Origin of the sequence: Catenulispora subtropica (genome assembly GCF_039531675.1) — a bacterium.
GTDB classification, from domain to species: domain Bacteria; phylum Actinomycetota; class Actinomycetes; order Streptomycetales; family Catenulisporaceae; genus Catenulispora; species Catenulispora subtropica.
Window position 1 is genome coordinate 73438 of the sequence record NZ_BAAAQM010000046.1, and the last position, 11842, is coordinate 85279.

The 11842-nt window shown below is 72.0% G+C and carries 10 protein-coding genes; 7 read left to right on the forward strand and 3 right to left on the reverse strand.

The genetic code is table 11. The annotated features are described in order from the left end of the window. Nucleotides 1–191 precede the first annotated feature (191 nt). Nucleotides 192–584 carry a VOC family protein gene (locus tag ABD466_RS31905; RefSeq protein ID WP_344660927.1) on the reverse strand — a complete coding sequence of 131 codons (393 nt, stop codon included), beginning with the start codon at nt 582–584 and terminating at the stop codon, nt 192–194. Between the two features lie 180 nt (nt 585–764). Here ABD466_RS31905 and ABD466_RS31910 point away from each other — a divergent pair, with 180 nt between their 5' ends. From ABD466_RS31910 to ABD466_RS31920, 3 genes are all read left to right on the forward strand, one after another. Beyond that, complete coding sequence (locus ABD466_RS31910; protein WP_425558800.1) at nt 765–1886, forward strand: M24 family metallopeptidase; 1122 nt, start codon at nt 765–767, stop codon at nt 1884–1886. Next, nucleotides 1886–3049, forward strand: coding sequence for an acyl-CoA dehydrogenase family protein (locus tag ABD466_RS31915; protein WP_344660928.1), 1164 nt, complete (start codon nt 1886–1888; stop codon nt 3047–3049). The genes ABD466_RS31910 and ABD466_RS31915 overlap by 1 nt, the downstream gene beginning before the upstream one ends. A 203-nt stretch (nt 3050–3252) precedes the next feature. Then, nucleotides 3253–4266, forward strand: a complete 1014-nt coding sequence (locus ABD466_RS31920) for a hypothetical protein (RefSeq protein WP_344660929.1) — start codon at nt 3253–3255, stop codon at nt 4264–4266. A 143-nt stretch (nt 4267–4409) separates the two neighbouring features. Here ABD466_RS31920 and ABD466_RS31925 read toward each other — a convergent pair whose 3' ends face one another. After that, entirely contained in the window at nt 4410–5402 is a 993-nt protein-coding gene (locus ABD466_RS31925; protein ID WP_344660930.1) for a tyrosine-type recombinase/integrase, read from the reverse strand. A gap of 252 nt (nt 5403–5654) precedes the next feature. Between ABD466_RS31925 and ABD466_RS31930 the strand changes: the two genes are divergently transcribed. After that, nucleotides 5655–6008 (forward strand): VOC family protein, encoded by a 354-nt coding sequence (locus tag ABD466_RS31930; protein ID WP_344660931.1) that lies wholly within the window; start codon nt 5655–5657, stop codon nt 6006–6008. Between the two features lie 181 nt (nt 6009–6189). Here the strand turns inward: ABD466_RS31930 and ABD466_RS31935 are convergent, their stop codons facing one another. After that, entirely contained in the window at nt 6190–7143 is a 954-nt protein-coding gene (locus tag ABD466_RS31935; protein WP_344660932.1) for a MerR family transcriptional regulator, read from the reverse strand. 148 nt (nt 7144–7291) lie between these two features. On the opposite strand from ABD466_RS31935, the gene ABD466_RS31940 reads away from it, so the two are divergent. From ABD466_RS31940 to lnt, 3 genes are all read left to right on the forward strand, one after another. After that, nucleotides 7292–7735: an Lrp/AsnC family transcriptional regulator gene (locus tag ABD466_RS31940; RefSeq protein WP_344660933.1), complete on the forward strand. Its 444-nt coding sequence runs from the start codon at nt 7292–7294 to the stop codon at nt 7733–7735. A 43-nt stretch (nt 7736–7778) separates the two neighbouring features. Continuing rightward, nucleotides 7779–9443, forward strand: coding sequence for an amidohydrolase (locus ABD466_RS31945; RefSeq protein WP_344660934.1), 1665 nt, complete (start codon nt 7779–7781; stop codon nt 9441–9443). Nucleotides 9444–9973: 530 nt separating this feature from the next. After that, on the forward strand, nt 9974–11770 hold the full coding sequence (gene lnt, locus ABD466_RS31950) for an apolipoprotein N-acyltransferase (RefSeq protein ID WP_344660935.1): 1797 nt from the start codon (nt 9974–9976) through the stop codon (nt 11768–11770). The last annotated feature ends 72 nt before the right edge of the window (nt 11771–11842 follow it).

The window sequence follows — 11842 nt, forward strand, 5'->3', positions numbered from 1 at the left end:
GTCGAAAGGTTCGCCTCCCAGCCGACGAATGTGCGCGTCAGCTTCGACGGCGGCCGGTCCTGGAGCGGCATGGGGGCGTTGCCGCTGCCCGCCGGGACGGTGAGCGCGGACGACGTCACGGTCGCGTTCACCCCGGACGGCCGTGGGTTGGGTGCCCGCGCTCGTATCCAGCTGGTTAACCCGAATAGCCACTAACTCAACAAAGCGAAAAGATCGACCCCACTACCATCCGGATCGATCACCGACGCATACCGCTGCCCCCACGGCGCATCCCACGGTCCCCGCAGACCGTGATATCCCGCGTCCATCAATTCCGCGAATTTCGCGTCGACGTCCGCCGGGTCGTCGAACTGAAAGGCGATGGTGGTGCGCGGGCTTCCGAAAGGCCGGGTCCAGGCGGACGTGAAGCTCTGGATCGAGGCTTCGCTGTCCAGCATCAGCCGCAATCCGTTCCCCAGATCGGCTTCGACATGACCGTCGGACGCGTCGGCCTCCGTGAAGGCGAGACCGAAATGCTCATAGAAGGCGATGGACACGGACAGGTCTGCGACGACGATGCCGATCGCGGCGACTTTCGTGCTCATGCGCCTGACCCTAGCCGTGCCCTCCGGCGCTGTCTTGTCAGACGGGCCTTCGCCCCTACACCCGGTCCTGAGGGGCCGTGGAGCCCCGCACCGCCCCCGCTACATGCTCGGCGGCCCCGCCACAAATCTCCCGATTCCGCCACATCGTGATAGGCCCCCGCTCCCACTATCCTGACCCTCGTGACACACCACACACATGATCTGACCGACCGCCTCGCGCGGGCCCAAAAGGCCGCCGTCGAGGCCGGTATGGACGCCCTGTTGATCAGCCCCGGCGCCGACCTGCGCTACCTGACCGGGTACGAAGCCCTCCCGCTCGAGCGCCTGACCTGCCTCGTCCTCCCGGCGAACGGCGACCCCCTGATGGTCGTCCCCACCCTGGAGAAGCCCGCCGCGGAAGCCTCCCCGCTGGGTGCGCTCGATCTCGAGATCCTCCCCTGGAACGAGACCGACGACCCGTACGCGCTCATCGCCTCGCGTCTGCCGGGTGCGGCCGCGGGGACCATCGGCCTCGACAACCACATGTGGGCCGAGAAGGTCCTGAACTTCCGGCGGGTCCTGCCCGACGCCGCCCAGACCCTCGCCGGCGCGGTCCTCAGCGACCTCCGGATGCGCAAGACGCCCGCCGAGGTCGCGTCCCTGCGCGCCGCCGCGGCCGCGATCGACGCCGTCCACCGTCGCGTCCCCGAGTGGCTGCGCCCCGGCCGCACCGAGCGGGAGGTCGGCAAGGACATCGCGGACGCGATCCTGGCCGCCGGCCACTCCACCGTCGACTTCGTCATCGTCGGCTCCGGCCCGAACGGCGCCTCGCCGCACCACGAGCTCTCCGACCGCGTGATCCAGGCCGGGGACCAGGTCGTCGTCGACATCGGCGGCACCATGCCCGACGGCTACTGCTCCGATTCGACGCGCAACTACAGCCTCGGCGCGCCCGGGGCCGAGTACGCCGAGTACTTCGCCGTCCTCCTCGCCGCGCAGCGGGCCCAGTGCGACGCGGTCCGTCCCGGCATCACCGCCGAGGAGCTCGACGCGGTCGGCCGCGACCTGATCACCGAGGCCGGCTACGGCGACAAGTTCATCCACCGCACCGGCCACGGCATCGGCCTGGAGACCCACGAGGAGCCCTACATCGTCTCCGGCTCCGCGCGCCCGCTGGAGCCCGGTATGGCCTTCTCCGTCGAGCCGGGCATCTACCTGGCCGGCCGGCACGGGGCCCGGATCGAGGACATCGCCGTCTGCACCGCCGACGGCGGCGAGCGCCTGAACCTGACCACCCGCGAGCTCGTGGTGGTGGACGCCTGATGGTCGCCGTGGAGCGGTCGCTGCCGAGCGACGAAGGCCGTGCCCTGTTCGATCTCGTCGAGGACCTCTGCGCCAAGGAGCTCGCGCCGCGTGCGGCCGAGTACGAGGCCGAGGAGCGCTTCCCCCGCGAGGTGTTCCGGACCCTGGGCCGTGCCGGCCTTCTAGGGTTGCCATACGACGAGAAGTACGGCGGCGGCGGCCAGCCGTACGAGGTGTATCTCCAGGTCGTCGAGGAGCTGGCCCGCAACTGGCTCACCGTCGGCCTCGGCGTGTCGGTGCACTCCCTGTCCTGCTACGGCCTCGCGACGTTCGGGTCCGAGGAGCAGAAGCAGCGGTGGCTGCCGGACATGCTGGGCGGCGAGCAGCTGGGTGCGTACTGCCTGTCCGAGCCGCAGTCCGGCTCCGACGCGGCCGCGCTCACCACGCGGGCGACCCGGGTCGGTGGCGGCGACGAGCCCGACGCGTACACCGTGACGGGCACCAAGGCCTGGATCACCCATGCCGGCCAGGCTGATTTCTACACCCTGATGGTCCGGACCTCCGACGACGGCCCCAAGGGCATCAGCGCCCTGCTGGCCGAGGCCGGCACGCCCGGCATGACGTTCGGCAAGCCCGAGAACAAGATGGGCATGCGCGGCTCGGTGACGGCCCAGGTGCTGCTCGACGGCGCGCGCGTTCCCGCCGACCGTCTGCTCGGCGCCGAAGGTCAGGGCTTCACCATCGCCCTGTCGGCGCTGGAGGCCGGACGTCTCGGGATCGCGGCGTGCGCCGTGGGCGTGGCCCAGGCCGCCCTCGACGCCGCGGTGGAGTACGCGAAGACCCGCCAGCAGTTCGGCAAGTCGATCGCCGACTTCCAGGGTCTCGGCTTCCTGCTCGCCGACATGGCGACCGGCGTGGCGACGGGCCGTGCGGCATACCTGGCGGCGGCTCGGCGCCGGGACGAGGGACTGGCGTACGGCACCGAGGCTGCGATGGCGAAGCTGTACTGCACTGACATGGCGATGCGCGTGACGACCGACGCTGTGCAGGTCTTCGGCGGTTACGGTTACACCGCGGACTTCCCGGTCGAGCGCTACATGCGCGAGGCGAAGGTGCTGCAGATCGTCGAGGGAACCAATCAGGTCCAGCGACTCGTTATCAGTAGGGCGCTGACGCGCGCTTGATTCTCCGCCATCTGACAGTCTCTGTACGTCATCTGACAGTTTCCGTACAGCCGCGTGAGCGGCCACGCGTATAACCGCATACGTAAAACGACGGGCCCCGAGGGGACCGCTCCCCACAGTGGGTCGGGACAAATCGGGGCCTATCGGCCTCTGGTTGTGGATCGTCTTATCAGCGATACTGCAGACCATGTAGCGTGCTGCCCATGACGCAGCAGCCGAATCAGAACTACCCCCAGCCCGGGGGTTGGGGACAGCAGCAGCCCGCGCAACAGGGTTGGGGACAGCAGCAGCCCGCTCAGCAGCAGGGCCAGCAGCAGTGGGGGGCGGCTCAGCCCTCTTACGGGCAGGCGCAGCCTGCCCAGCAGCAGTACGGTGGCGCCTCCTACGGTGGTGGCGCTTCCGCTTCGGGGGGCGGGGACACCTGGGGCAAGTTCTGGGGCTTCTACGCCGCCGCCGGTGCGGCCGCGATCGCCGCGATCCTGACGTTCGCGATGCCGTGGGCCTCGATCAAGATCGGTGACGGCGACCAGGCCACCACGATCGACTTCACCGCGCTGGGCAGCGTGTCGTCGAAGGGCCACAGCGGCAGCGCCGACGGGTACCCGAAGATCTGGGGCATCCTGCTCATCGTCGCGGCGGTCATCGCGATCGCCGGCGTGGTCGTGGCCTACCTGCAGAAGAAGGCGGTGATGGGCTGGATCGCCGTCGGCGGCACCGGCCTGGCGCTGATCTTCGCCGTGCTGGCCGGCCTGCTCGGCCACAACAAGGTCAAGGACGAGCTCACCGGCTCCGACGGCCTTCCGACAGGTACGCACTACAGCCTCCAGCTCTTCGGCCTCGGTGCCTGGATCGGCATCGTGGTCCTGCTCGCCGGCACGGTCCTGGCGGTCCTGGCCCAGCTGTCGGTGACCGCCGGCGGCGCCTCGGCGTCCAGCGGCTCCGCCCAGAGCTGGAACCAGCAGCAGGGTGCCGGCTACGGCCAGCAGAACTACGGCCAGGCGGGCAACTCCCCGGCCTACGGCCAGCAGGGCGGCCAGCAGCAGTGGGCCGGCCAGCAGGGTCAGGGGCAGCAGGGGCAGCAGCAGTGGGGCAACCCGCAGCCGCCGCAGCAGGGCGGCCAGTGGGGCGGGCAGTACGACCCGGCGGCGAACCAGCCGACCCAGGCCGTCCAGCCCGGCTACATGCCGCCGCAGCAGCCGCCTCAGCAGCCGCGGTAAGGAACGGCGGCGTCAGCGCACGGGGTATTTTCAGCAGCGGCTGCTGAATCCTGCGTTTCGCGTGTAGTTACGGCGGCGGCCCGTGGAGAATCTCCACGGGCCGCCGCCTTTCGCCGTTTCCAAGTGCCGCGTCCACGGCGCCGCTACGCCGTCTCGGCGCCTTCCGCGGCGGCCTGCTCGTCCTCCCGCTTGCGCCGGTCCGTGACCGCCCGCCGCAGCTGCTCGAAGCGCGACGGCAGCGGGATCCAGCCCGGCGACCCGGCCAGCGCCATGTTGGCCTCCACCACGGCGCGCGTGTAGGCGCGCTGCATGCCGCGCGGCATCAGCGGCATCCCCGGCGGGCGCCGCACGGCTTCACCCTCGACGTTCAGGCGCCCGGCGTGGTTCGGGCTGACCGAGACCCACAGGGCCTTGGCGGTGCCGTGCAGCGGCTGCACCAAGGTTTCCCGCACCTCCAGCCAGGCCTTCAGGGCGGCGCGGGTGCCGTCGGACAGGGCGACCTTCTCCTCGACCGCCTCGCTGACCGTGCGGGCCTGGGGCCGGCGCACGATACGCACCGCGCTCAGATCGTCCTCCAGATCGGCCAGCGTCAGCGCGGCCAGCTCGCCGACCCGGGCACCGGTGTCGAGCTCCACCCCGATCAGCGCGAACAACCGCACCCGCCCGGCCGGCGCCCCGACGATCTCGGCACGCTTGGCGAGGTACTCGCGCAGCTGCGACCGCGACGGACCGTCGACCGTCTCCCGCAGCTCGGGCAGCCCGGGCCGGTCGGCGACGGCCACCAGGATGCCCGCGTGCTCCCCGAGGATCTTCAGGCAGTCGGCCCGGATCCGCATGGAGGCGGTGGTGGCCCGGGCGTCACCGGCCTTGGCCCGCCGCCGCAGCTCCCCGCGGGCGGCCAGGTCGAGATAGGCGCTTATCGCGCCGGGCTGGAGCAGCTCGGCGGCGGTGGCGGCGTCCCGGAAGGGGAAGTCCTCATGGTTGCGGACCAGCGCCAGCTCCCCGGCCACCCAGCGCAGCTGCCGCGCCCGCGCCTGGCTGACCTCCCGCTCGGCGATGACCCGCTCGGTCCAGGCCTCGATCGAGACGCTCGCCGCGGGCGGGGTGGCGGCGCCTGGGGCCGACGATGGCGGCACTTCGGTTCCTCTCCGGTAGTCGCTCCGGATAACAGGCCTCTAGCTTGTCACAAGTGGGCGGCCGTTGGCTTGCACGACACGAAGAGACCGCGGAGAAGACCAAGGACCGTGATGCACGGTAGGCGAAGGTACTGACAGGGTGAGTCCGGGTGCTTATCACCGGTGGTGCCTGGATGCCGCCGCTCGCCGTTCTTGCTTGACAAAGATCACCGAAGCCCGAGGGATCGGCCCTCGACGAAAGAAGGTCATGCCATGTACAGCGTCATCAAGTCGGTCTCGTTCGACGCGACCGACGCCCTGGTCCTGGCCCGGTTCTGGGCCTCCGCGCTGGGCTCGGACGTGGACGAGGACTCGACTGCGGACAAGGCGTTCGTCGAGGCGTCCGGTTGGGGCGCGCCGAACATCTGGTTCACACGGGTCCCGGAACCCAAGGCCGCGAAGAACCGGGTGCATTTCGACTTGCGGGCCCCCGGCCTGATGGCGGACGAGGTGGCTCGTCTGGAAGCACTCGGAGCCACCGTCCTCCAGCGCTTCGACCACCTGGTATCGATGCGTGATCCCGAAGGCAACGAGTTCTGCGTGGAACCCGGCCCGACTGAGATATGAACGATCATGTCGAAGAACGCCCTACCGTGGACATCATGACCCCGCGGGTGCCGCGGCCCACGCGGGGATTGACCGGTGCGGACTTCGCTGCGGTGGGGCGGTGGTTGCGGGGCGGTGGCTGCGGGGGCGGGGGCGATGAAGCGGCGCCCGCGCCCCCCAACTGAACCATGGAGCCTGCCGGCTACCCCTGTGCCTGAGCCTGTCCCATCCGCGGTCGCAGGGCTCGCAGGAACCAGTCGAACACCGGTCCCAGCGTCTCGGGTTCGGGCCAGCGGTTGATCGCGGCCAGGAGGCGCCAGTAGCGCTCGACGCGGGGGTCGCAGGCCACTTCGAGGCGGTGCCAGAGCCAGGCGCGCAGCGCCTCGTCGTCGGGCTTGGAGAAGGTGGTCGCGTAGCGGGCGGCCAGGTGGGCGATGATCGGGGCGGCGGCGGGGGATTCGGGGTCGACGCCGTCGGCGATGGCCTGGGTGATGAGGGTGCGGACCTGGTCGGTCAGTTCGTGGTGGAGGCCGGTGGTGTCGCCGGCGGCGCGTTCCGCGGCCTGGTACTCGGCCATGCGGCGCACGCTGGTGCGGAAGGCGGGGTCCTGGGTCAGTTCGGCGAGTTCGATCCAGGCCTCGACTTGGTCCGGGGTGGCGTCGTCGGGGAGGTCGGGGGTGGCGGCGCGGACGAGTTCCACGAGTTCCGGGTTGGCGTCCAGGCCGCCGAAGACCGTGTCGGCGAAGTCGTCGATCATGCGCTTGCGTTCGGTGTCCGACAGGCGGGCCATCTTGTGCATGAAGTCCATCTCCTGATGTGTGGCACCCCTCGCCGCCACCGCGCCCAGCACCGCGCGCCGGAGGCGGAGCGTGCGGATCTGCACGTCCAGGGCCTCGGCGTGCGCCGCGGCGACCTCCGCCAGCGTCGCCTCGCGCGCCAGCACGCGGCGGACGGTCGGCAGGTCGACGCCGAGGTCGCGGAGGGTCCGGACCAGGTCCAGGCGGGCGACGGCGGCGAGGTCGTAGACGCGGTAGCCGGCCGGGGTGCGGCCGGTTTCCGGGACGATGCCCTCGTCGGCGTAGAACCGGATCGTCTTCACCGGCAGGCCGGTGCGGCGGGCCAGGTCGCCGATGGTGTAGCGGGCGTCGTCCGTCATGGGTCCCACCTTCCGGCCTCCAGCGGGTGGAGACTCAAGCCCTGCTGAGGATCAGGCGTCTTCGAGGAGCACCGGCCCGGCTGCCGCCGCACGAGCGGCAGGGTATGCCGTGTAGGCGGGGGACCGCCGCAGGATCTACGGTTGGCGCGTGGACGATATCGACAGGCACATCGTGGCGGCCCTGGTCGCCGACGGCCGGATGAGCTACACCGACCTCGGGAAGCTGATCGGGCTGTCGACTTCGGCGGTGCACCAGCGGGTGCAGAAGCTGGAGGAGCGTGGGGTGCTGAGGGGGTTCCGGGCGGTGGTGGACCCGGAGGCGCTGGGCCTGGGGCTGACGGCGTTCATCTCGGTGAAGCCGATAGACCCGGCGGCGCCGGACGACGTGCCGGACCGGCTGAAGGACCTCGCCGAGGTCGAGGACTGCTACAGCGTGGCGGGGGACGAGAACTACATCCTGAAGGTGCGGGTCGGGACCGCGGGGGAGCTGGAGTCGCTGCTGGGGCGGATCCGCACCGCCGCCGAGGTGTCGACCCGGACCACGGTGGTGCTCTCGACGCCGTTCGAGGACCGGATGCGCGGCATGGGCTGAGGTCGGCGCGGGGGCCGGTAAGCCGTGCGAGACACTGGTCCCCATGACGAACACCGCCGCCGCCGATCCCGAGCGCCCGATCCCGTCCCGCGTCCTGCTGCGCGGCGGGACGATCCACTCGCCGGAGGAGCCGTTCGCGACCGCGATGCTGGTCGAGGACGGCCGGGTGGCGTGGCTGGGCTCGGACAGCGCCGCCGACGTGGCGCACGCGGACGCGGTCGACGAGATCGTCGAGCTGCGCGGCGCGCTGGTGACCCCGGCGTTCGTGGACGCCCACGTCCACCTCACCTCCACCGGCCTGTCCCTGGTCGGCCTGGACCTGCACGACGCGGCCTCCCTGGCCGACGCCCTGCACCACATCGCCTCTTTCTCCGGGAGCCTCCCGGAGGGCGCGACCGTGATCGGCCAGGGCTGGGACGAGTCCCGGTGGCCGGAGCGGCGCGCGCCCTCCCAGGCCGAGCTCGACCGGGCGGTCGGTGACCGGCCGGCGTACCTGTCGCGGGCCGACGTGCACAGCGCCCTGGTGTCCTCGGCGCTGGTGGCGGCGGTCCCCGAGGTCCGGGGCGCGGCCGGGTTCGACGCCGAGGCGGGCATCGCGCGGCAGGACGCGCACCACCTCGTCCGCAAGGCCGCCTACAGCATGCTGAGCCCCGGCGCGCGCGGCGCGCTGCAGGCCGAGGCCCTGCGGCGGGCGGCCGAGCTGGGCATCGGCGCCGTCCACGAGTGCGGCGGTCCGGACATCAGCGGCGAGGCCGACTTCCTGCAGGTGCTGGCCGCCGGGCGCGAGCTGGCCGGCCCCGAGGTGTTCGGGTACTGGGGCGAGTTCGGCGCGGCGGCGAAGGCGCTGGAGCTGGGCGCGGTCGGCGCCGGCGGCGACCTGTTCCTGGACGGATCGATCGGCTCCCACACCGCGTGCCTGGCGCACGCCTACGCCGACCGGGACACCCTCGGCGCCTCCTACGCCACCGCCGAGCAGGTCGCCGAGCACGTCGTGCAGTGCACCGAGGCCGGCGTGCAGGCGGGCTTCCACGTGATCGGCGACGGCGCCATGGCGGCGCTGCTGGACGGCTTCGACGCGGCCGCCGCGCGAGTGGGGCGCGATGCCCTCCACCGGATCGGGCACCGGGTCGAGCACGCGGAGATGCTCCCGGCCGGCGGCGTCGAGCGGCTGCTGGCGTTCGGGATCGTGGCCAGCGTCCAGCCGGCTTTCGACGCGGCGTGGGGCGGTGAGGCCGGTATGTACGCCGAGCGCCTCGGTGCCGAGCGGGCGCGGGCGATGAACCCGTTCGCCGCGCTGCAGAAGGCAGGGGTGCCGCTGGCCTTCGGGTCGGACGCGCCGGTGACCGCCCTGGATCCCTGGGGCACGGTGCGCGCGGCGGCCTTCCACCGGACGCCCGAGCACCGGATCTCGGTGCGCGCGGCCTTCGCGGCCCACACCCGCGGCGGGTGGCGCGCGCTGGGCTCGCGCGCGACCGCGTCGGGGATGCTGGTGCTGGGCGAGCCGGCCACCTACGCGGTGTGGGACGTGGATCCGGAGGACGTGATCGTGCAGGCCGCCGACGAGCGGCTGTCGGCGTGGTCGACCGACCCGCGCTCCGGCGTGCCGGGGCTGCCGGACCTCACGCCGGGCCGGCCGCTGCCGACCGCCGCCCGCACCGTGGTGCGCGGGCGCACCGTGTTCGATTCGGGACGGTTGGGGCAGGTCTGAGCGGCCCGGTTCGCCGTGATTCGTTCCCACATGTGTTCCGCGCCTTTCCGAGTGATCGTCCCGGGCCGCGGGCCCGTCCGGGTCGGGCGCCGTGACCTGCGGCTTCTCTCCTCCCGCCCAGGCCACGACTGGTCGGATCACTGGTTGACAGGCGCCACAGGAGTCCGGGTACCGTCGGTGCCTACGTCCACCGGCCGAACGCCGTCGCACGGTGGTCCTGTCTCGCTCGGGGCGATCCGGCGCCGAGCGACACGACGGGGGCACCGCGGCGGTGGCGGCGAACCACGGGTGGGTCTTCACCGGGAACCCGGCGGATCCAGTAGACAACGGTGTGCGGGACTCGCGGCCAGCGGGTCCGCGGCCGGTCCGAAGGGTGCCGCCGGGTTTTCGCGTGCTCCGGGGGCGTTTCCCGTTCATTCCGCATTTTCCGTGCTGTTCCAGTGTCTTCCGTGTGCCGTCCCGTCTTGAGATCCTGCTCCGGTAGGGTGCGCAGAAGGTGTCCGCAGATCTTTCTAGGGTGGGTCGCGCTGGTGAGTGAGCAAGAGGCCGGCGGCCCGGGGCGCCGGCGCTGGTTCCGGCGCCGGCCGAGCCGCGAGGCGGTGCGGCTGGCGGCCCTGGCGCTGCTGGCCGGCGCCGCGCTGAACCTGGCCTTCGCGCCGGTGGGCTGGTGGCCGGTGGCGCCGCTGGCGGTGGCCGCGGCCTCGGCGCTGTTCAGCGTTGCCGCGGGTAGCCCCTCCATGGGGCGTGGCGGTCGGGCGACGGGCGGGAGCGCGGGCCGGCGCGGCATGGTCGTCGGCTTCTGGTTCGGGACCGGCTTCTGCTGGGTGGCGTTCCAGTTCCTGCGGGTCTTCGGGCCGGGCGCCCAGGAGGCCGTCGGCGTCATCGAGTCCCTCTACTTCATCCCGTTCGGCTGGGCGATGGCGAGGGTGTCGCGCACCCGGTTCGCGCCGCTGTGGCAGGCGTGCCTGTGGGTCGGCGAGGAGTTCGTGCGCTCGCGCTGGCCGTTCGGCGGGTTCTCCTGGGGCCGGCTGGCGTTCTCGCAGCCGGACTCCCCGTTCACGCCGCTGGCCGCGGTCGGCGGGGCGCCGCTGGTGACGTTCGCGGTCGCGCTGACCGGGACGCTGCTGTGGCGCGCGGTCGTCGTGCTGCGCCGCGAACAGCAGGCCGGCCGCGAGGCCGGGGCGCGGTTCGCCGCGGGGCGCTTCTCCGGCGTCCAGTGGGCCGCGGTGCTGCTCGTCGCCGCCCTCGCGGCCCCGATGGCCGGGTTCGCCGTGCCGCTGCGCTCCCCGGACGCCGGGACGCCGCTGCGCATCGCGCTGATCCAGGGCAACGTGCCGCGCCTGGGCTTCGGCCGCGAGGAGCAGCAGGCGGCGGTGCTGGACAACCACGTGAAGGAGACCGAGGCGCTCGCCGCCGACATCCGCGCGGGCAAGGCGGTCAAGCCGGACGTTGTGGTGTGGCCGGAGAACGGCTCGGACATGGATCCCTACACCGACCCCGGCGTGAAGGACGAGATCCAGCGGGCCGTGGACGCGGTCGGGGTGCCGGTGCTGGTCGGTGCCGTGATCAACGCCAACCCCGAGGGCACGAACGTGCTGAACCGGCTCATCGTGTGGACGCCGGGCGCCGACGGCGGCATGGGCGCCACCTACGACAAGACCCACCTGGTGCCGTTCGGCGAATATCTGCCGTTCCGCGACATCCTCACCAAGATGATCAAGCGGTTCAACATGATCCCGCGGGACTTCGTCCCCGGCCACGGCCGCGGCGACCTGACCCTCGGCGGCGTGCCGGTGGCCGCGGTGATCTGTTTCGAAGTCGCCTACGACGACGTGGTCCGCAACGCCGTCAACGGCGGCGGCCAGGTGCTGCTGGTGCCCAGCAACAACGCCTCCTACATGGGCACCGGCCAGACCTACCAGCAGCTGGCGATCGCCCGGCTGCGCGCCGTGGAACACGGCCGCTGGACCCTGGAGGCGGCGACGTCCGGGGTGTCGGCGGTGATCGACCCCCGGGGCAAGGTGCTCGCCCGGACCGGCGAGTACCAGGCGCGGTACCTGGACATGGAGGTCCGGCGCGGCACCGAGCGGACGTTCGCCGACAAGGTCGGCGCGTGGCCCGAGTACCTGTTCGCGCTCGCGGGGCTGGTGGCCGCGATCGGACTGGCCGGCGCGCGGACGACACTGCGACGCGTCCGGGCCCTGATTCCCGGAATCAGAGGCCGAGCCGATACCCTGCCCGATGCGGCGCCTGAGGAGAACACAGTGACGAGCCCCGAGCGGGACGCCGCCTCGCTCACCGCCGCCGCGAAAGGCCGAACACGTTGACCGACCTGCCCACCCCGAGCGTCCTGGTGATCATCCCGACGTACAACGAGTCGGAGAACCTGGAGAAGATCG

Coding starts and splice junctions, on each gene's coding strand:
- ABD466_RS31935 (WP_344660932.1), bottom strand. CDS start 7,143: ATGACGGACGACGCCCGCTACACCATCGGCGACCTGGCCCGCCGCACC.
- ABD466_RS31915 (WP_344660928.1), top strand. CDS start 1,886: ATGGTCGCCGTGGAGCGGTCGCTGCCGAGCGACGAAGGCCGTGCCCTG.
- ABD466_RS31920 (WP_344660929.1), top strand. CDS start 3,253: ATGACGCAGCAGCCGAATCAGAACTACCCCCAGCCCGGGGGTTGGGGA.
- ABD466_RS31905 (WP_344660927.1), bottom strand. CDS start 584: ATGAGCACGAAAGTCGCCGCGATCGGCATCGTCGTCGCAGACCTGTCC.
- ABD466_RS31930 (WP_344660931.1), top strand. CDS start 5,655: ATGTACAGCGTCATCAAGTCGGTCTCGTTCGACGCGACCGACGCCCTG.
- ABD466_RS31945 (WP_344660934.1), top strand. CDS start 7,779: ATGACGAACACCGCCGCCGCCGATCCCGAGCGCCCGATCCCGTCCCGC.